At 52.1% G+C, this 19,838-nt stretch carries 17 protein-coding genes; 8 read left to right on the top strand and 9 right to left on the bottom strand.

The annotated features are described in order from the left end of the window. Positions 1-62 precede the first annotated feature (62 nt). The 4 genes from HY774_26670 (at position 63) to HY774_26655 (ending at position 6,402) form a co-directional block, all read left to right on the top strand. Complete coding sequence (locus HY774_26670) at positions 63-1,763, top strand: VWA domain-containing protein (GenBank protein MBI4752088.1); 1,701 nt, start codon at positions 63-65, stop codon at positions 1,761-1,763. 226 nt (positions 1,764-1,989) lie between these two features. Next, positions 1,990-2,823: an ABC transporter ATP-binding protein gene (locus HY774_26665; GenBank protein MBI4752087.1), complete on the top strand. Its 834-nt coding sequence runs from the start codon at positions 1,990-1,992 to the stop codon at positions 2,821-2,823. 13 nt (positions 2,824-2,836) lie between these two features. Continuing rightward, positions 2,837-3,070, top strand: a complete 234-nt coding sequence (locus tag HY774_26660; protein ID MBI4752086.1) for a hypothetical protein — start codon at positions 2,837-2,839, stop codon at positions 3,068-3,070. Between the two features lie 44 nt (positions 3,071-3,114). Then, on the top strand, positions 3,115-6,402 hold the full coding sequence (locus HY774_26655; protein ID MBI4752085.1) for a caspase family protein: 3,288 nt from the start codon (positions 3,115-3,117) through the stop codon (positions 6,400-6,402). 173 nt (positions 6,403-6,575) lie between these two features. Here the strand turns inward: HY774_26655 and HY774_26650 are convergent, their stop codons facing one another. The 7 genes from HY774_26650 to recG all read right to left on the bottom strand — a co-directional run bounded on the left by HY774_26650 (position 6,576) and on the right by recG (position 14,400). Beyond that, the gene (locus HY774_26650) at positions 6,576-7,229 is read right to left on the bottom strand and encodes a Uma2 family endonuclease (protein ID MBI4752084.1); all 654 of its coding nucleotides are present in this window, start codon (positions 7,227-7,229) and stop codon (positions 6,576-6,578) included. Between the two features lie 104 nt (positions 7,230-7,333). Next, positions 7,334-7,915 (bottom strand): TIGR00730 family Rossman fold protein, encoded by a 582-nt coding sequence (locus HY774_26645; GenBank protein MBI4752083.1) that lies wholly within the window; start codon positions 7,913-7,915, stop codon positions 7,334-7,336. A gap of 74 nt (positions 7,916-7,989) precedes the next feature. Further along, positions 7,990-8,463: a low molecular weight phosphotyrosine protein phosphatase gene (locus tag HY774_26640; protein MBI4752082.1), complete on the bottom strand. Its 474-nt coding sequence runs from the start codon at positions 8,461-8,463 to the stop codon at positions 7,990-7,992. 14 nt (positions 8,464-8,477) lie between these two features. Next, on the bottom strand, positions 8,478-9,218 hold the full coding sequence (locus HY774_26635) for a DUF1648 domain-containing protein (GenBank protein MBI4752081.1): 741 nt from the start codon (positions 9,216-9,218) through the stop codon (positions 8,478-8,480). A 22-nt stretch (positions 9,219-9,240) separates the two neighbouring features. Beyond that, positions 9,241-10,038 carry a class I SAM-dependent methyltransferase gene (locus tag HY774_26630; protein ID MBI4752080.1) on the bottom strand — a complete coding sequence of 266 codons (798 nt, stop codon included), beginning with the start codon at positions 10,036-10,038 and terminating at the stop codon, positions 9,241-9,243. Positions 10,039-10,267: 229 nt separating this feature from the next. Continuing rightward, entirely contained in the window at positions 10,268-12,067 is a 1,800-nt protein-coding gene (gene aspS, locus HY774_26625) for an aspartate--tRNA ligase (GenBank protein ID MBI4752079.1), read from the bottom strand. A gap of 164 nt (positions 12,068-12,231) precedes the next feature. After that, the gene (gene recG, locus HY774_26620) at positions 12,232-14,400 is read right to left on the bottom strand and encodes an ATP-dependent DNA helicase RecG (protein MBI4752078.1); all 2,169 of its coding nucleotides are present in this window, start codon (positions 14,398-14,400) and stop codon (positions 12,232-12,234) included. A gap of 145 nt (positions 14,401-14,545) precedes the next feature. Between recG and HY774_26615 the strand changes: the two genes are divergently transcribed. From HY774_26615 to HY774_26600, 4 genes are all read left to right on the top strand, one after another. Continuing rightward, complete coding sequence (locus HY774_26615) at positions 14,546-15,823, top strand: glucose-1-phosphate adenylyltransferase (protein MBI4752077.1); 1,278 nt, start codon at positions 14,546-14,548, stop codon at positions 15,821-15,823. A gap of 315 nt (positions 15,824-16,138) precedes the next feature. Next, a complete protein-coding gene (locus HY774_26610; protein ID MBI4752076.1) occupies positions 16,139-17,320 on the top strand; it encodes an acetyl-CoA C-acetyltransferase in 1,182 nt (393 codons plus the stop codon). A gap of 74 nt (positions 17,321-17,394) precedes the next feature. After that, the gene (locus HY774_26605; GenBank protein MBI4752075.1) at positions 17,395-18,060 is read left to right on the top strand and encodes a L,D-transpeptidase family protein; all 666 of its coding nucleotides are present in this window, start codon (positions 17,395-17,397) and stop codon (positions 18,058-18,060) included. 56 nt (positions 18,061-18,116) lie between these two features. Further along, entirely contained in the window at positions 18,117-18,767 is a 651-nt protein-coding gene (locus HY774_26600; GenBank protein ID MBI4752074.1) for a Uma2 family endonuclease, read from the top strand. A 107-nt stretch (positions 18,768-18,874) separates the two neighbouring features. Here the strand turns inward: HY774_26600 and HY774_26595 are convergent, their stop codons facing one another. Then, positions 18,875-19,090: a hypothetical protein gene (locus tag HY774_26595; GenBank protein ID MBI4752073.1), complete on the bottom strand. Its 216-nt coding sequence runs from the start codon at positions 19,088-19,090 to the stop codon at positions 18,875-18,877. A gap of 6 nt (positions 19,091-19,096) precedes the next feature. Further along, a complete protein-coding gene (locus HY774_26590) occupies positions 19,097-19,798 on the bottom strand; it encodes a hypothetical protein (GenBank protein MBI4752072.1) in 702 nt (233 codons plus the stop codon). Between the last annotated feature and the right edge of the window lie 40 nt (positions 19,799-19,838).

Raw genomic sequence — 19,838 nt, 5'->3', positions numbered from 1 at the left:
AAACCCACCCGCTCACGCAGGTGGTACTGACTTTATTCTTCATTCCAAAGGGAGTAGGTCTCATGCGTTGCTTGAATCGTGATTCGCAGGGTCAAGTATGGCGTGTGGTATGCATTCTGATGTGTGCTACGCTGAGTTTCACCAGTTTTCCGTTGTTGAGCACCGTCAACGGACAGGCTCGCCAGGTGCGCGACAGTACCAATATTCCCCTTCCACCACAGTGCACACTCCGGGTCGAAAACCTCGGCGGAAATATTCAGGTGGTCTTGACCAACCGTCAGGGGATGGAAATGTTATCTGGGCGGCACGGAGCTGCCGGGCCAGCCGTGCAACCAGATGAAATTGTGTTCCAGGAAGACACAGCCGGCAGCCAGGTGATGATCCGAACTCGCCCGCCCGCGGGTGGACTGGGTATTGATTTACGGCTCTCAGTCCCCGAAGGCACCAACCTTCGCCTTACGAGCGATAGTGGAAACATCGAAGTCTCCGGTTCGGCGGCGAGTATCCTCGCTTCAACCGTGCAAGGAGACGTTCAACTCGTGGTCCCTGAAAAATCCAACGCTGATGTCACACTGTATTCAGCTCGCGGCGTTGTCCGCACCAATCTCACAGTTCAGACCTTCGGCACTGGGGATGATCATTCACTTCAAGGAACGATGGGAAAAGGTGGCGGTATGGTCATGGGTCGTTCAGAACGTGGCAACGTCATCCTGACCACACCTGGAAAAGAGCAGCAAATCCAAATCGCAGCGAAAGATCCAGCCCCGGCTCGCCCCCAGGCGGATGATGATTTCTTAGGCGGGGGCCGCGGACGTCCCGAATCGCTTAAACCGTCACCCCGTACGTCAAACCCGGCTTCCACAGGCCCAGATGCAGACCTGGACGATGACAATATCCTGCGAATTGAATCCGACCTCGTCACGCTTAACGCGGCAGTCAGCAAACGGACGGGCGAGGCCGTCACCAACCTGCGCAAAGAGGATTTCACCTTGTTTGAAGATGGGATCCAACAGGAACTGGTTCACTTCCAGCCAGTGACGATGCCGTTTAACCTGGTGCTGTTGATTGATTTGAGCGGAAGCGTTAAGGAAAAAATCAATCTGATCAAACGGTCGGCCATGCGGTTTATCCAGGCGACTCGTCCGGAAGATAAAGTTGCGATTGTAACGTTTACAGCGACGCCACGACTGGTTTCGCCACTCACCAATGACCGCCAAAAGCTCCGCCAGCGCATTGAAGGCATTCGTGAACCCGATGGCGGCACCAATTTCTACGACGCGCTTGATTACACGATTAACTCGGTTCTGGTCGGAGTCAAAGGCGAACGCAACGCAATTGTGATTATGTCGGACGGCGTGGACAATGCGCTGCCCGGTCAGCCCGGAGACGGTTCAGATATCACCTATGAAGAACTGATGAGCCGGATCCAGGAAACCGATACCATTATGTTTCCGATTTACCTTGATACCGAGGAAGCCGCAATTGAAGAATTTGGGATGAAGATTTCCCGCGGATATGCCGTTGCCCAGCGGCAGTTGAAGGAAATCGCCGAAGCAACCGGAGGAAAGGTGATTTATGCCCGGCGGGTGGAAGACCTGGAAGGAAGTTACGATCAGGTAGCCAATGAGCTGCGCACCATTTACAGCCTGGGCTATTATCCGACCAATACCACACGTGACGGCAGTTTCCGTAAAATTCGCGTCCGCATCAACGTGGCAGATGCCCAGGTTCGTTCCCGGCGTGGCTACTATGCGCACCAATAACCCCAGCTCCACTTCGAACGAACCGTGAAATGACCAAAAGCCATGGGTACAGCGTTGCTGTACCCATTATGTTTTTGAAAAACCAATACCTTTCCGGAAAAAATTTCCTCAGCCTATATTTTGTTAAAACCTCAGAAATCATTGAAAAATTTGGGTTTATTTTCCGTGTATTCCGTGATTCCCGCGGTTTCTTATTCTGAAAATCCATATATGTCGAGGATACCGCATGATTGAAGTTACCAATCTGACCAAAACGTTTGGCACGGTTGAGGCGCTTCGTGCTGTGAGCTTTCACATTCCTTCAGGTCAGGTCTGCGGCTTTTTAGGACCGAACGGCGCCGGGAAATCAACCACCGTCAAAATCCTGGTCGGGGTCCTGAAACCAACCTCCGGAAAAGCGGTTGTGGCAGGTTATTCCGTTGAAGAACAACCGCTTGAGGTCAAAAAACGGATTGGGTATGTACCAGAACTGGGCACCGTGTATTCAACCTTGAGCGGAAATGAATATCTGGCCCTGGTTGGGGCGCTCCACGATATGTCTCCTGAGCAGGTTGCCGACCGATCTCATCAACTGCTGAAACTCTTTCATATTGCGGACCAGGGCAATCGCCGGCTTGATACTTTGAGCAAGGGAATGCGCCAAAAAGTCGTGCTGTCAGCCGCGTTGCTCCACGATCCAGAAGTTATTTTGATGGATGAACCCCTTTCAGGACTTGATGCCAACGCCGCGCATACAGTGAAAGATCTTGTCCGTGGTCTGGCCGACCAGGGGAAAACGGTTTTGTATTGTTCGCATGTGCTCGATGTCGTGCAGCGGCTTTGCGAACGGGTCATTATCGTCAATCAAGGGGCGATTGTCGCCGATGGTGAAACTCAGACATTGCTGCAATCTGCCCATCGTCGCGATTTGGAATCATTGTTTCGATCTCTCACAGCCACTGATGATGATCAGGCAGCCGTGCAAGAATTTTTAAAAAGCTTTGAGGGTGAACGCGCCCATCCCAAAAAGTCGCCGGGTTCCAGGCCAAACAAAGCATCCAGAGAGAATAGTTCTGAATGATGAGCACCCAAAGTTGTATTTTTATAGCCTGTATGGAATCTCAGAAATTATTGAAAAATCTGGATTTATTTTCCGTGTATTCCGTGGTTTCTTTATCTGGAAATCTATAGTGGAAACCACCTATGCTGAAGTTAATCAAATGCGATTGAGCACAGGGCTGGCAATACTGGCAGTTGCATCAGAAATTGGACCACGGATATTGTTTTTGTTGGAGAGCCAGGCTGGGGAAATCCTGATTTTGTTCTGACTACCTGCTACTCACGACTCACTCTTCATTTCGCGGTGGTACGTATGAATCGTTTCTTTTATTTTCTCTCACTTGCTCTCATTATTTTTCAAATTCCGCTTCTGATTCAGGGCGCACCTCAAAAAAAGAAGCCCTCGGCTGGTTTGCCCAAACAATCCCGGACAGTGAAACCGCCAACTTCGACCAAATCCTCGACCAATGCCCAACCGCCAAAGCCCAAACCGAAAGATCCAGTGGTTGAAGTTGATTACAGCCAACCGCGCCTGGTCGTGCAACTCGGGCACACGATGGATGTTGATTCAGTGACTTTTTCTGAAGACGGCTCGCTGGCGGTGACTGGAAGCTGGATGGATGGCACCGCCATTGTCTGGGACGTCCAAAGCGGGCGTGAAATCCGACGCTTTACCGGCAACACTGACAACAAAGGCTATCAGGATGGCTGGGTCAGCGGTGCCATTTCACCTGATAAACGGCTGGTCGTAGTACTCAGTGAATTCAGTTTTCGGTTGTGGGATCTGGTCACCGGAAAACTCGTCAAACGGATTCGAATCACCGATGGCGATTATATTGAAAGCGGTGAGTTTTCGTTCTCACTCGATCAAACCCGCCTCATCTGGCGGAACAACATTTCACGCAAAGTGTGGGACCTGGCAACGGGGAAAATCATTGAAAGCAAACGTGGAAAAGGTGAACCAGACCTCCGCCCGGAAGCCTATCTGTCCCCGGATGGAAAACTCAAAGCGGTGATTGAGGAAAAAGTGGTTCGGATTCTTGACACGGCCACCGGCGCCGAAGTCAGCCGCCTGAATGGGAATCCAAGCGTCGTTGCCAGAACAACCATCACACCAGCGGGGCTGCAAGTGGCAACCGTTCAGGGAAACGCTGTATTTGTGCGAGATGCCGCCACCGGGCGAGCCGTCGAAGTGGGCACCTCCGCTTATGAAATCTTGCTGCCAGATGCCAAAATTTCGCCGGATGGCCGACTCCTGGCCGCAACGAGTCGTGGAAATGTCGGAATCTGGGATATCCAGACTGGAAACCAGCTCCTGACGCTGACTGGCCACACCGATGATGTTTCATCCGTTGCCTATTCACCTGACAGCAAATATCTGGTTACCAACAGTTTTGATTTCACCGTGCGGATGTTTGATCTCGCCACCGGCAAAGAGCGAATGCAAATCAAGAAAACATCCAATCTTGATGCGCCGATTGCTTTTACCCCGGATTGTACCCAGATTGCCTATGCCATTGAGCCGGACGAAAGCGGCAAACTGCTGGTGTATGTGCAGGGCTTGATGTCACGCCGGATTTTGAAAAAGCTGCTGGTGAGTACCGATGGCAACACCTGGGTACAGGACATCGCCTTTTCACCTGATAAAAAACAGATGGTTGTGGCCACCAGTTCAATGGACGATGCCACGCTGTTTGATGTGCAGGTATGGGATCTCGAAACCGAAAAGCTGGTTCGTCACCTCAAAGGTCACTCAACTTATGTCCAGGCAGTTGCTTATTCAGCCGATGGCAAGACCATTGCCACCAATAGTTGGGACACAACCATCCGCTTGTGGGATGCCGCGACTGGGACTCAACTACGGGTTTTGAAAGGTCACGTGGGGCCGGTTGGCGCCGTCGAGTTTTTTGCCAATGACCAGTTACTGCTTTCACAAAGCTTTGACAGTACTTCCCGAATCTGGAGTGTCCAGACCGGCGCGGAACTTGCGTGTTTGACCTCATTTGAAACTGGTGACTGGCTGGTATTGACCCCTGATGGGCGCTTTGATACCAACAACCCCGATCAGATTCGAGGCATTCACTGGATCGCGCCCGATGAACCAACCCGCCCGCTGGCACCCGAGATTTTTCTCCGGCAGTATTATGAACCTCGCCTGCTGGCCCGATTGCTGGCTGGCGAATCCCTTCCGGCAATTCCAAACATTACAACGCTCAACCGGGTTCAGCCACATATTGCCATTACTGGAATTACCCCAGATTCACCTCAAACGGTCAAGATCACGCTTGAAGTCGCCCGAATGAGCGGCACCATCCAGCGGGGCACTCAAAAACTTGAGAAAACGACCGGGGTGTATGACGTGCGGCTGTTTCGAGATGGGCAACTGGTCGGCTACGCGCCTGAAAACAACGGCGAAGTATCAGTTGATCCGGCGACCGGAAAAGCCACGTTAACCTTTGCAGGGATTAAACTTCCACGCTCACGCAACGTGAAAGAAGTCGAATTTTCGGCCTATGCGTTTAACGTAGACCGGGTGAAATCAGCCACTGCCCGTCAGACATTCAAGATTCCATCCACCGTAACACCAGCTCGCGGACGGGCCTATGTGATCGCCGTTGGCGTCAATACCAATCAGCACCCGAAACTCAATCTCCGCTATGCCGCCAACGACGCCCGGCGAATTCAATCCACATTGACGAATTTGCTTGGTCAGTCAGGAGCCTATGAAGAAGTGGTCCCGGTGTTGCTGACCTCCGAAGCTGTGGAAAAGTCTGTGGAAAACAAAAAATCCGTGGATTTCGCCACCAAAGCGAACCTTCAAGCCGTGATTGAGGCACTGGCTGGCCAAAAACTCAGCCATGAACAATTGCGAACCATCCCGAACGCCGTAAAGTTACAATCCACAACCCCCGAAGATGTCGTGATTTTTGCCTTTGCCGGTCATGGCTACGCTGATGCGGACGGTGTGTTTTATTTGGTGCCAAGCGATACTGGCGAGAGTGAAGTTTTGTCAAAAGCGTTTCTATCCCGCTGTATTTCAAGCGACGAACTGACCCGCTGGCTGCGCGACATTGACGCCGGAGAACTCACAATGGTGATTGATGCCTGCCAGTCCGCTGCCGCCGTCGAAGGTGGAGGCTTTAAACCAGGCCCAATGGGAAGCCGGGGACTGGGGCAGCTTTCCTACGACAAAGGCATGCGGATTTTGACCGCGACTCAGGCCGACAATGTGGCGCTCGAAGACAATCGCCTTCAACATGGACTGCTGACCTATTCGTTGATGCACGATGGAATCGAAGCCCATCAGGCAGATTTCAACCCAAAAGATCGCCGCATCACCCTGGCCGAATGGCTTGGATACGGCGTGGTGCGCGTTCCGCAATTGTATGAAGAAATCAAACTCGGTACCGTGACGAGTTTTGCCGACAATCCATCCGCAAACAAACCCCAGGTTCTGGTGACAGATGCTCAGGGACGAATCCTCGAACGAAATGAAGAACGTCAACGAGTTGTTGTCGAGCAGCGGGTACAGGCGCCTGGGCTCTTTGACTTTGCCCGCCGAAATCGCGAAGTGGTGGTGTGGAAGGCTGGAGGAAAGTGAGAAATCAGGGTTCAGGGTTCAGGGTTCAGGGTTCAGGGTTTGGAAACCAGGGGTCATAAGGTTAAACATTTTCAGGGTTTCGAAGTTTAGATCTTGAAATGCTGCAAAGTCTGCTGGTAGCAAACAAAGCATTTTTCTGTTTTGAAACCCTGAACCCTGAACCCTAAACCCTTTTAGCTTGGTTCAATCGTGTCTTCGAGTTCTGCATCACCCAGATCTTCTTCAACCGATGGAAATTCAACCCGGTCATAGAGATCCGAGAGTTGTATCCGACAGTCAATGGTTGGGAGTTCGAAAAAATCGGTGAGGCCAGTTGTGACTCGATAGAGCCACGTCCCATCTTCCTGGCGATGATAATGCTCAACCATCGGCTGGTTTTGGGAAATCAGGACGTAATCCGTCAGGCTGTCAAGATGGCGGGCATAGCGGTGAAATTTCTCACCCCGATCAAAGTTTTCAGTGGATGGTGAGAGCACTTCAAACAGAACCCGTGGATTTAAAAGCACATCCTGGTGTTCGTCGTGAAACAGCGGTTGGTCACACACCACGGTTGCGTCAGCATAAGAAAACATGCCTTTTGTCATTCGGCGCCCGACCAGATAGGATCCGCTCCGAACTTTCATGTTTGGTGAAAGTACCTGATGCTTTTTTCTTTTAAGTTGGCCATGAAGTTCACCGATGAGATTAGCGCAAATCCGGTTGTGCGAAAGGCTTTCCCCCGCCATAGCATAAATCTGCCCATCCAGAAACTCGTGCCGATCAATCACCTTCCGTTCAAAAGCAAGATATTCCTCAAAACTCAGCATCGGCTTTAACTTTGCGCTCATGATTCCCTCCCTGAAAAAGACAAAAAGGACGAAAAGGATGAAAAGAATCTAAATTCGAAAACCCTGAATCTTGACCTCTGAACCCTGAACCCTGAACCCCAGAGCTACGTCTCATCCCGCTTGATCCACTTATCCACCACTGGCGGCACAAATGCTTCCATTCGTTCAAGTAATTGATCAGCGTCCGTGTCGTCAATCACCAACTGGCGATGCACCGGACGAATAAACTTCTGATCCACGCCATGGTCAATCATGGCCAGCAAATGATTGTAATACCCGGCCACATTGAGCAATCCACAGGGTTTGTGATGAAACCCAAGCTGGGCCCAGGTGATGATTTCACAATATTCTTCGAACGTACCAAATCCGCCAGGCAAGGCAATAAAACCATCAGCCAAATCAGCCATCAGGGCCTTGCGTTCGTGCATGGATTTGACAACGTGAAGTCTGGTTAAGCCTTTGTGTTCAACTTCTTTTTCCGCCAGCGCAACTGGAATCACGCCAATCACTTCCCCACCTCGCGCCAGCACGGCGTCAGCAATCGTGCCCATCATTCCAACGTGTCCGCCACCGTAGACCAGTCCAAGCCCCCGATCTGCCAGCAGGTTTCCAACTGTCACAGCCGCTTCAACATAGGCTGGATTCGTTCCTGGATTTGAACCGCAAAATACACAAATTCGATTCATGTCATTCCTTCCATTTTAAGCTCAAGCCGTCTTTCTCAGGCCCAGGCCCGATGTCTCCAGCCCCAGGCCCCGATCTATAAATGGTTTTCCTGAATCTCCGCCAGCAGGCCGCGAGCGGCTTCTTCGATTAAATTGAGCACGTTTTCAAAGCCATGGGCGCCGCCATAGTAGGGATCAGGTACATCCTTGAGATTCAAATGCGGAGCAAAGTCCAGGAAAAGCTTTACTTTGTGATCAAGACCGCGTGGGCAGAGTGCGCGTAAGTAGCGATAATGCCCCTGGTCCATCGCTACCAGATAATCAAACCGCTGAAAATCGCCGCGTTCGACTTCGCGCGCGCGCAAGTGGCTTAAATTGTAGCCTCGACGGGCTGCTGCCTGTTGCGAACGACGATCCGGCGGTTCACCAGCGTGATAATCGTGCGTCCCGGCTGAATCCACTTCGATCTGTTCACTAAGGCCAGCCGTATCAACCAGATACTGAAAGACACCTTCTGCCGACGGCGACCGGCAAATATTTCCAGTACACACAAAGAGCACACTCACCATAGCCAACCAACTTTCTATCTCGCCGAAGCGAGCAACAAAATAGTGCCCAGTACAATGAGCAAGGGAATTCCAATCATGGCCAGAAATACCAGCCAGCCTTTGGGATGCGCAAAGTTGATCGTGTAGCCAAGCCCCGAAAGCTTTGGCACCCACAAATGCGGGTCATTCGGATTGCGATAGAGCACACCGGTATACCCTTCCAGCCCAGGGATTTTTCGCTGGTGAAGCGACCGAATGACTGTCCCCAACCGTCGAATGCCACTCACCATGGCCAGCGCCAGGATGCCAACGATCACCAGGATCATTCCGGTTGGGTTGTCGGGTCGTCCAAGCGGCAACCAGACGGCCAGAATCATAAACACACTGGCCAGTCCCGCCGCCAGGGTGTGAATCAACACCATATTGGCCACCGCCAGCTCAGCAGCCGCATCAACCGGCAGTGTTTTGTGCTTGCGCAGGAGCGTCCCGGTAATCCATCCCAGACAATTGATTAGCAACCACAACCCAAACCCAAAAACAATCGGGAAAAATACCCAGAACGGTGTTTTGGTCGCCCAGCCATCTGGCTGGCCGGAGGCACCCCAATGAATTACCCACCGTCCCGGCAACCGGTCCCACATCGCAATCAGGAAAATAGCGGTCATTCCCAAAAACACCCCTGGCAGCAAGACAATCGCCCAGATCGCTGGATTGGCAAAATAAAGTTCAGTAAATGGGTCTTCGGCCTTTGAGAGTGATGGTTTCGTTTCTGACATGGAGAACTCCAGTGTGAAGAGGTTAACGAACTGGAAAAATTGGATTTCCCTGATCCCTGCCCCCTGGCCCCTGCCCCCCAATGCGCCCCAGCCGTAGTGCAATCGGCATTTCAACTCGTCGAAGGCTCGCTGGATCTCCCCATTGTTCAGCGATTTCCGTTGCCGCCAGTTCCAAAAAACCAGTTCCCTGCTCGGAAATAAGCTTTTGCGTCGCCGACCAGGTCTCAATAAAAGCCATCAACTGCGGCAAGTTCCAGTCAACGCAAATCGCAAATCGCGGCGCTTCAACTGGTTCAAAAGGAAAGGGTAAATCACGGTAGCCATTGTGCGAATGGACATTCTGAGGCGACCAGTACGGAGCAATCACCGTGATAATCCACTCCTGTAGAATTGGATCAATCATCGAATGAACGAACACTTCACTATACACCCAGGCGGCGAAAATACCGCCTGGTCTCAACACCCGGTGCACCTCCGGATAAAACCGGTCATGATCAAACCAGTGAAGTGCCTGCGCCACACACACCGCATCAAAATAATTGTCAGGAAAATGTGTATTTTCAGCCGGTTGCAGCGAGTAGGTTACATTGCTGACCTGAACCGCGTTGGCAAGCTGTCTGGCGCTCGCATCCGTGGCCAAAACCATTTCAAAATGCCGGGCCAACCCAGCCGCCGCCTGTCCATTCCCGGTGGCGCAATCCCAGACACGCTCACGCCCTGGTGCGTGCGAAGCAATCCAGGCAAAGAGTTCGTCCGGGTAGGTTGGCCGGGCCGACCGATACAAATCAGAATGTCCAGAAAAATAATCGAGGAACGACATGGAAATCAGGGGTCAGGGGTTGAAAAACAGGGTTCGGGGTTCGGGGTTCAGGGTTTGGAAATCAGGACTCAGGGTTCAGGGTTTTTGAATTTTCGTCCTTTCGGTCCCTTTTGTCTTTCTCATCCGCCCCTCGTGAAATGATCTGTGCCAAAAACAAAACCTGCTGCAAAAATGGGTTTCACGGGTTGAAACCAAAACTTCCGCAGCAGGCACGATATCTGGCAAAAAATTAACGATCAATCTTCAACCGCAATTCCTTGAGTTGAGCGGGATCAACCGTGCTGGGTGATTCGCACATCAGGTCCGAAGCACTGGCTGTCTTGGGGAAAGCCATCACCTCGCGGATAGACGGTTCATTGGCAAAGAGCATCACCAGCCGGTCCAGACCAAGGGCGATGCCTCCGTGTGGCGGTGTACCATAGCTCAGGGCATCCATAAAGAACCCAAACCGGCGGCGGGCGTCTTCATCCGTAAATCCAAGCGTTTTAAAGATTTTCTGCTGTACGTCCTGACGATGGATTCTGATTGAGCCTCCGCCGACTTCGACTCCATTCATCACCAGATCATAGGCTTTGGCCCGCATTATGCTCAAATCGGCGTCTTCCTCATCGAGCAGGTGCAGGTCTTCGTCACGTGGCGAGGTAAACGGATGGTGCATCGCGTACCAGCGACCATCTTCACCGTTGAATTCAAACATTGGGAACTCTGTCACCCACAACAGGTTATACTGTTTTGGATCATAGAGTTTTTCCTGTTTGCCGATTTCCAACCGCAAGGCGCTCAACGCGGCGGCCACCGTACCGGCATTGCCAGCCACGATAAACACCATGTCACCGGTTTCGGCACCAGCCGCAGCCACGATCCGGTTGATGAGTTCTTCGCCAAGCCCTTTGGTCAGCGGCGAATTCGGCCCTTCGGCCAGCACTTTGATATAGCCCAACCCACCGGCTTTGAAATCTTTGCGCAGCCACTCGGTAAAGGTATCAATCGCTTTGCGTGAATAATCAGCCCGGCCTTTGACGGTGATGGCTTTGACGTGCCCACCCTGCTGGAGTGCCGCTTTGTACGGGACAAAGTCTGTGCCTTCAACCGTTTGTGCCAGATCAATCAGCTCCATGCCAAATCGGGTGTCAGGTTTATCCGAGCCATAACGTCGCATGGCTTCGTCATAGGTCATCCGAGGAATTGGCAACGAAAGCGGAATTCCATTGATCGCGCACAATTCAGCCATCAGCCCTTCCATCGCTTCAAACACAGTTTCCATCTGTGGAAATGACATTTCCACGTCAAGCTGGGTAAATTCCGGTTGCCGGTCAGCCCGCAGGTCTTCATCCCGGAAGCAGCGCACAATCTGAAAGTACCGATCAAACCCGCTGATCATCAACAACTGCTTGAACAACTGTGGCGACTGTGGCAGGGCGTAAAATTCGCCGGCGTGTAGACGACTCGGAACGATAAAATCGCGGGCGCCTTCTGGTGTCGAACGAATCAAACATGGGGTTTCAATTTCAAGGAACCCCTGACGATCCATATAACTACGAATTGCCGAAGTGATCTTGTGGCGCAACCGGATGTTGGCCTGGAGGCTGGGCCGGCGTAGATCCAGATAGCGATATTTCAGCCGCAAATCTTCAGAAGCACTGGCCGCGCCTTTGTCTTCATCCAGCGGAATCGGAGGCGTTTTCGCATCATTTAAAATAAAGAGCGCATCAACCTGGACTTCGAGTTCGCCGGTCACAATTTTTGGATTGATCCGGTCCGGGGAACGCAGCACGACTTCGCCGCTGACGGCAATCACATATTCATTGCGTACATTTTTGGCCTTCGCATGGGCGGCGCCACCCTCACGGTCCTCATTAAACACGACCTGAACAAACCCTTCGCGGTCGCGAAGATCAACAAACGTGAGTGGTCCGTGATCACGGCGGCGGGTCACCCACCCCATGAGTGTTACCCGCTGGCCAACGTGTTCTTTGCGCAGTTCCCCACAATAGTGGGAGCGTTTTAAGTCTCCTAAATGGTCCAACATACTCTTCCTTTGCGTCTAATCTGGATAAGAAAATGGGAAAACGGCAATGATACCTTGTGGGGCGGGAAGGCGTCCAGGGCTGAAAACATTGGGCTGAAAAACCAGGGCTGGGGGCTGAAGACTGACGGCTATCGCCCGCAGGGCGAAAACTGGTAACCAAGCGGTCAATGCAACTGCTGCTCCGCCTGGGGATAACGAAGCTGGGAAAGCTCAACCAGTCGCAGCACTTCACGTGAATGCGGATGCTCGCGCATCAGATCACGCGCCGTTTGCTGGGCGGTTTCCAGCCAGTCGCGGTCACGCACGATATTTCCAACCCGAAAGAGTGGAACACCGGACTGTCGGGTGCCGAATACCTCGCCGGGGCCGCGCAGTTCAAGGTCTTTTTCGGCAATCACAAACCCGTCGCTTGAAGCAGCAAACAATTCCAGCCGGTCTCGGGCCTCCTGGGAGGTTTTCGGCGCCAGCATCAAAATACAATAGGATTTGGCCGCCCCACGTCCAATTCGCCCTCGAAGCTGGTGCAACTGAGCCAGCCCAAACCGTTCGGGATGCTCAATGACCATGACTGACGAATTCGGCACGTCAATGCCGACTTCAATCACGGTGGTTGAGACCAGAATTTGGGTTTCCCCGGCGGAAAAGGCAGTCATCACGGCTTCTTTTTCCACTGATTTCATTTTTCCGTGGAGCAGCCCAATTTTGAGCGTTGGAAAAATCTCGGTTTGTAATTCTTCAGCCGCCTGGGTGGCAGCCTTGAGATCCATCTTTTCAGACTCTTCAACCAGTGGAAACACAATATAGACCTGACGCCCTTCAGCCGCTTCCCGCCGCAGAAAAGCGTAGACCTTTTCACGTTCCGCATTGGTACGGATGGCTGTCCGGATCGGCTGCCGCCCTGGTGGAAGTTCATCGAGCACGGAAATGTCCAGATCGCCATAGGCTGTCATGGCCAGCGAACGTGGAATGGGCGTTGCCGTCATCACCAGGACATCCGGCTGCAGACCGCGTTGTGAAAGCGCCGTCCGTTGAATCACGCCAAACCGGTGCTGTTCATCAATCACGACCAGTCCCAGGCGGGCAAACCGGGTACTTTCCTGGATCAGCGCCTGAGTCCCAATCACCAGATCAACTTCCCCGCCGGCAATCGTTTCGCGGAGCGCCAGTTTTTCTTTTGGCTTTAACCGGCCCGTCAAACTTTCAACCCGATAGCTGGTGTCTTTGAGATAGCGTTTCAAATTCAAAGCATGCTGCTCGACCAGGATTTCCGTCGGCGCCATCATCGCCACCTGGTAGCCGTTTTCAATGGCCACCATCATGGCCTGGAGCGCCACCATCGTTTTCCCAGCGCCGACATCGCCTTGCAGCAGCCGATTCATTGGGTGCGGCGAGGTCATATCGAGCACAATTTCCCGAATCACCCGTTTTTGGGCATTGGTTGGTTTAAAAGGCAATACTCGCCGAACCGCCTCGCGAATGTGGTCATTGACCGTCATCGCCGTGCCTTTTGTCGTCTCGCGCAGGGCCAGTCGGCGGCGGTTGAGCGCCACAGCCAGGAGCAAGAATTCTTCAGTCGCCAACCGGGCGTGAGCCTTTGAACGACCACACTGATACTCATCAAGCCAGTGATCCATCGCTGGAAAGTGAACCTGCCGAAAGGCATCCAGCCGGGATGGAAAACCATAGCGCTGCATCAATGATTCTGGCACCCACTCCTCGCCAGCTTCGGTGAGCTGTTCCAGCATGCGAAACATGATCGTGCGCAGGGCCCGGGTTCGAAACGATCCCAGCTTGCGGTAAATCGGCACTCGCCGTCCAGTGTGAATCGTTCCGGCATCGTCAAATTCGCTTGCGGTGTCCGACGTCTCATTCAAAATTTCATACTCTGGATTTTCGATTTGAAAGCAATTGTGCCGGTTTGAGTATTTCCATTCGCCGTAGAAAACCACCCGTTGCCCCTTTTCAAAGACATTGGTCAAATATGGCTGATTCCACCACATGGCGCGTAAGCGACCAGCCGAATCCAGGCCCGTGATTTGAAAAATCGAAAGCGCCCGCCCGGTTTTGGTTCGAATGGGGGCATATTCCGTGGTCGTCAGTTCGACTTCGAGGGCCGCCTTCATTCCATCAGCCAGGTTTTTGCTGCTCATCAACTGGGCGCGGTCTTCATAGCGAAACGGCAGGTAGTACAACAAATCCTCAACCGTCGGGTCAGCCAGATCCGTCATTTCCAGGAGTTCAGCCACTTCCGTAGCCAGTTTGGTGGCTGTTTTTTTCCCGACACGCGGCAGGTACAGGTGCAACTCCGCAAGTGGTGTGGCAAGTGTCAGCATTTCTGTTCTTTTCCTTGACAGGTAAAGGCGAATGGTAAAGGATGCAGCCCAATCATCCGATCAGGTGAGCGTCTCAGTTTTTCCAACAATACCCAAGCTCCGTTCACGAATCCACGCATCTTTTTTCTGGAGGCATCTCTTCTCTATGGACAATGTACTGGCTGTGATTTTGGGAGGCGGTCAAGGAACGCGGCTCTTTCCTCTCACCCACGAACGATCAAAACCCGCCGTTCCGCTTGGCGGGAAGTATCGCTTAATTGATATACCGGTAAGTAATTGCATCAATTCTGGAATCATCAAAATCTACATCCTGACGCAATTTAACTCGGCTTCACTCAATCGCCACATTGCCCGAACCTTTCGCTTCAGTCAGTTTTCCTCGGGGTTTGTGGATATTCTGGCCGCCGAACAAACCCCTGACAACCCGCACTGGTTTCAAGGCACGGCGGATGCCGTTCGGCAGAACTTCCGTCATATCAAAGATGTCGGGGCTGACACCATCATCATTTTGTCGGGTGACCACCTGTACAAAATGGATTATTCCAAATTCATCAATGCCCATTGGGACGCCAACGCTGATGTGACGGTTTCAGTGACGGCGGTGCCGCCTGAAGAAGCCTCGGAATTTGGCCTGCTCAAAGTTGACGACACCGGAAAAATCGTCGAGTTCAAGGAAAAACCCAAAGGTGAGGCGCTGGAAAGCATGCGCGTCAATACGGAACTGATGGGACTGTCACCCGAAGAAGCTGAATTGCGGCCCTATCTGGCCTCCATGGGGATTTACGTGTTCAACATGCAGGTGCTCGAAGACTTGCTCAACCAGCAGGATCGAATTGACTTTGGCCGCGAGGTGATTCCAACAGCAATTCATAACTATAAAGTGAGCAGTTATCTGTTCAAAGGGTATTGGGAAGACATCGGAACGATTGGAGCCTTTTTCCGGGCCAATATCGAACTCACCGATGTGTTGCCCCGCTTCAATTTCTTTGACACCCGCAAGCAAATCTACACCCGGCCACGGTTTCTGCCTGGCACCAAGATTCGCAATGCTCAAACGCATGACTCCATTATCTGTGAAGGCTGCATCATCAACGAAGCCATCATCCGACGCTCCGTGGTTGGAATCCGCAGCCGCATTGAAAGCGGCTCCCGGCTCGACCATGTGTTGATGATGGGTGCGGATGATTATGAATCAATTGATGAAATGCGCCGCAATAAAGAAACCAACCAGCCAAATATCGGCATTGGTCACAACTGTACCATCAAGCGAGCCATCATTGACAAGGATGCCCGCATTGGAAATAACGTCCAGTTGTTAAATGACAAAGGCGTTCAGGAAGCCACGGCTGAAAATTACGTCATCCGGGATGGCATCATCATCATCCCGAAATGCGCTGTTGTTCCAGATGGGACAGTGGTGTAGATAATTCGTCAGTAGTCAGTAGTCAGTAGTCAGTAGTCAGTAGTCAGTAGTCAGTAGTCAGTAGTCAGTAGTCAGTAGTCAGTAGTCAGTAGTCAGTAGTCAGTAGTCGAGTGTTGGAGTCCTGGAACCTGTGTCAAGCTTATTTGGTTCGATTTGAGTTATTTAGAAACAATTCTTTTTAAGAATTCCACGGATTCAACGATCCGGGTTTTGTCTACTGACTACTGACCACTGACTCATCAACTACTGACTACTGACTCATCAACTACTGACTACTGACTATGGACTCAAATCATCCAGAGGTACCAACATCATATGAGTTATCCAGTCATTCTAAGTGCAGTTCGTTTGCCAATCGGCAAGTTTCAAGGAAGTCTTAAATCATTTCGCGCGCCGGAATTAGGCGCACTGGCAGTCCGTGCCGCCATTGAACGGGCTGGCATTGATGCCGCCCAGGTTGACGAAGTCGTCATGGGCAATGTGCTCCAGGCTGGGTTGGGTCAGAACCCGGCTCGTCAGGCAGCACTCGGCGCCGGATGTCCGACCACGGTCGCCGCGTTAACCGTCAATCAGGTCTGCGGTTCCGGGCTGCGTTCGGTGATGCTCGCAGCGCAGTCCATTCAAGCTGGAGACGCCCAGTTTGTGGTTGCCGGCGGGATGGAATCCATGACCAATGCTCCATACCTTCTCCAGCGGGCCCGCGATGGCTACCGCCTGGGACACGGTGAAATCATTGATTCCATGATCCAGGATGGGTTGTGGTGCGCCTTTGACAACTGGCACATGGGCAATACCGGTGAATATGTCGCCGAGCATTATAGCGTCACCCGCGAAGACCAGGACAATTTTGCCGCCAGTTCACACGCCAAAGCCGTCGCTGCCGCCAGCGCCGGGAAGTTCACAACCGAAATTCAAACAGTCTCAATTCAGCAGAAAAAAGGCGATCCGATTGTGTTTAGCGCCGACGAAGGCCCACGCGCCGACACCACCGCCAGCAGTCTGGTCAAACTCAGACCGGCCTTCAAAAAGGATGGAAGCGTTACCGCCGGCAATGCCTCCAGCATCAATGACGGCGGCGCCGCCGTTGTCGTCACATCAGAACACCAGGCCACAGCACTTGGTCGGGCGCCGATGGCGCGCATTGTCGCCCAGGCCATGAGCGGTGTTGATCCGAAACTGGTCATGATGGCCCCGGTCGAAGCCGTGAAAAAAGTGATTGCCAAAGCTGGCTGGAAGCTCGATGACGTGGATTTGTTTGAACTCAACGAAGCATTTTCCGCCCAGGCTGTCGCCGTCACTCGTGAAATCGGCGCCGATCCAGCCAAAGTTAATGTCAACGGCGGTGCGGTTGCTCTCGGTCACCCGATTGGTGCCAGCGGTGCCCGTGTGCTGGTCACACTGTTGCACGCCCTGAAAGACCGTGGTGCCAAACGTGGTGTCGCTTCCCTCTGCCTTGGCGGAGGCAATGCGGTCGCGCTCGCGGTTGAATGTCTTTAATTGAGCAAGGTAGCGAAGTAGCGAAGTAGCGAAGTAGCCAATCCAAAAAGTCAAAGATGAGAAGCAATCAACTCATGGAAAAAAAGACCTGGATTTTGCGACTTACTACTCGCTACTCACTACTCGCGATTCGCTCCATACTGGGTGGTTTGTTTTTTCTCTCTTCAGCCTGTAGCACGTCAAAACCTCCGGCCATGAATCCCACTCGAACCGAACTTTCCGCTGCCGAAATTCGACTCCGAGACGCCGCCCACACAGCCCAGGTCACCTACCCGCTTCAAAACCCTGAAATCAAAATCTTTAAAGGTACTCGCCGGATTGAGCTCTGGGCTGAGCAAAAACTCGTCAAATCTTACAAGGTCGGATTAGGGTCGTCTCCAGTCGCAGACAAAGAGCGGGAAGGCGATTTCCGAACTCCAGAAGGCAAATTTTATGTCTGCACCCGCAATGAACAAAGCAAGTTTCATTTGTTTCTGGGCGTGAGCTACCCCAACAAGGAGGATGCTCAACGCGGTCTGGCTTCAGGCTTGATTACACAGGAACAACACGACGCCATTGTTGACGCCCAAACCAAACAGGAACGTCCGCCGTGGAACACGCCGCTTGGCGGCGAAGTCGGAGTTCACGGGCATGGGTCAAGTTGTGACTGGACCTGGGGTTGTATTGCGGTTGAAAATGAAGAGATTGAAGAGTTGTGGCTTGCCTGCCCAATGAAAACCCCGATTACGATTGCAAAATAATTACTCAGTCATCATAATAACGCTTCCTGTCACACATCGAAAGAAAGGAGCCGGATATGTCAACTGTTATCCATCCCCAAACCCACATTGAGGTGATTTATCCGGAAAGCGATGGCAATCGCATGGCAGACAACACTGAACAATTTGAATGGATTGTTAAAATTAAAGAAGGTCTGGAATTTCAGTTCGCCACGGATCCAAATGTGTTTGTTGCTGGCGATTTGTTGTGGTACCCGGTCGAAAATAACAATAAATGTCGGGTGGCACCTGATGCGATGATTGTCTTCGGACGGCCTAAAGGGAGGCGAGGTTCATACCTTCAATGGAACGAAAACGGGATTGCGCCGCAGGTAGTTTTTGAGGTGTTGTCACCTGGAAATCGGCTTTCCGAAATGGCTCAAAAACTTGAGTTTTATGATATTCACGGAGTCGAAGAATACTATCTGATTGACCCTGGTCACATGGATGCCAGTGGATGGATTCGCCGTGATGACCGGCTGCACGCAATTGAATCCCTTCACCAGTGGATCAGCCCACGTCTGGGTATTCGGTTTGAAACTGAGTCAAATCAAATCAAGCTTTTCCACCCGGATGGAAGCCCATTTAAGAGTTTCACTGAGGTTTCCCAACAACTTGAACGAGAACGTCAACGAACTGAACGCCTGTTAGCTCAATTGCGAGCAGCAGGACTGACGCCGGAAGAATAAGATTATTGAGACTCCGTTGCGGAAAGGTCACTTGAGCTTGACAGCCCCCGCCCGGAGGGCGATGGAGAGTAGCCGGTGGTCGCGCAGCTTTGGGCGCTACCACCGGTTCACTGCCCAGCCCCGTCTCGCGCCCGGATGGGCGCTGGAAGATTGGTTCGGTCTGGTATCGCAGTGTTCACTGACCCGCTTGAAACTTTGGTCCAGTGCCCATCCGGGCGCGAACCATGCATGCTGCGCCCATATTCCGGTGGGTGCGCCTCAAAGCAGGCTTCCCACCGGCTACTTTCCGGCGCCCATCCGGGCGAAAACCGACCTTTCCGCAAGGGAAGTTAAGGGTCTTCATCTGACTCATCCTCGCAGTCTTCGGATGTAACATCACCAATCGTTGAGAACTCTGGGTCTCTGATATAGAGCAAGTTGTCATTGTTCAACACTTTGCGCAGACAATCAAAGTGACAGTATAGTTCTTGTTCTTTTTGGTTTGGGCGTGACTGATCAATGTTTGCAACAATGATCAGTGCACAAGGGTCAAGCGGATTATGTATCTTCACACCTTCTTCAATCCCGTTCTTACAAAAACAGCATTGGTATTGCATAAGACGCTTTTTTAATCCCACCAAAAAAAGAAGCGTTGGTTGCCTGGTATCTGCCAGTGGGTCATCAATATAGATCAGTTCACCTTCCAGCGATGGATCGCCTAATTCTTCGGCCTCGGCTCGGGTCATTTCTCGAAACTGACCATCATCACCGCCAAAATCTTGTCCAAACTGTTCAGCTTCCTGATGAAACAGCTCAAATATCCGCAACCGTTTTTCTGGGTCGGCGGGGAGGACCACCGTCAGTGCCGGGGCAGCAGGTTCGGCAGTATCAGGTCGCACCACCTCATCCAAATCAATCAGAACCTGTTCGGCGCCTGCCCGGTACAGCTCGTTGAGATAGCTGAAAATCTCAGCTCGCGTGTCAAAGCGATTTCCAGCCAGCAAGGCTCCTGGATGACGATTGAACCAGTCTTTTGCTTCTTCTTGAGCCATATTTTTGTGTTTTTCGTGTTTTTTGTGTCAGTCATAGTTT

This window comes from Acidobacteriota bacterium, from assembly GCA_016208495.1.
GTDB lineage: Bacteria > Acidobacteriota > Blastocatellia > Chloracidobacteriales > Chloracidobacteriaceae > JACQXX01.
Note: the sequence above shows the minus strand (reverse complement) of the source record. Positions and strands in the feature narration are given on the sequence as shown.

Coding starts and splice junctions, on each gene's coding strand:
- HY774_26615 (MBI4752077.1), top strand. CDS start 14,546: ATGGACAATGTACTGGCTGTGATTTTGGGAGGCGGTCAAGGAACGCGG.
- HY774_26670 (MBI4752088.1), top strand. CDS start 63: ATGCGTTGCTTGAATCGTGATTCGCAGGGTCAAGTATGGCGTGTGGTA.
- HY774_26590 (MBI4752072.1), bottom strand. CDS start 19,798: ATGGCTCAAGAAGAAGCAAAAGACTGGTTCAATCGTCATCCAGGAGCC.
- recG (MBI4752078.1), bottom strand. CDS start 14,400: ATGCTGACACTTGCCACACCACTTGCGGAGTTGCACCTGTACCTGCCG.
- HY774_26630 (MBI4752080.1), bottom strand. CDS start 10,038: ATGTCGTTCCTCGATTATTTTTCTGGACATTCTGATTTGTATCGGTCG.
- HY774_26650 (MBI4752084.1), bottom strand. CDS start 7,229: ATGAGCGCAAAGTTAAAGCCGATGCTGAGTTTTGAGGAATATCTTGCT.
- HY774_26605 (MBI4752075.1), top strand. CDS start 17,395: ATGGAAAAAAAGACCTGGATTTTGCGACTTACTACTCGCTACTCACTA.
- HY774_26600 (MBI4752074.1), top strand. CDS start 18,117: ATGTCAACTGTTATCCATCCCCAAACCCACATTGAGGTGATTTATCCG.
- HY774_26610 (MBI4752076.1), top strand. CDS start 16,139: ATGAGTTATCCAGTCATTCTAAGTGCAGTTCGTTTGCCAATCGGCAAG.
- aspS (MBI4752079.1), bottom strand. CDS start 12,067: ATGTTGGACCATTTAGGAGACTTAAAACGCTCCCACTATTGTGGGGAA.
- HY774_26665 (MBI4752087.1), top strand. CDS start 1,990: ATGATTGAAGTTACCAATCTGACCAAAACGTTTGGCACGGTTGAGGCG.
- HY774_26635 (MBI4752081.1), bottom strand. CDS start 9,218: ATGTCAGAAACGAAACCATCACTCTCAAAGGCCGAAGACCCATTTACT.
- HY774_26645 (MBI4752083.1), bottom strand. CDS start 7,915: ATGAATCGAATTTGTGTATTTTGCGGTTCAAATCCAGGAACGAATCCA.
- HY774_26640 (MBI4752082.1), bottom strand. CDS start 8,463: ATGGTGAGTGTGCTCTTTGTGTGTACTGGAAATATTTGCCGGTCGCCG.
- HY774_26655 (MBI4752085.1), top strand. CDS start 3,115: ATGAATCGTTTCTTTTATTTTCTCTCACTTGCTCTCATTATTTTTCAA.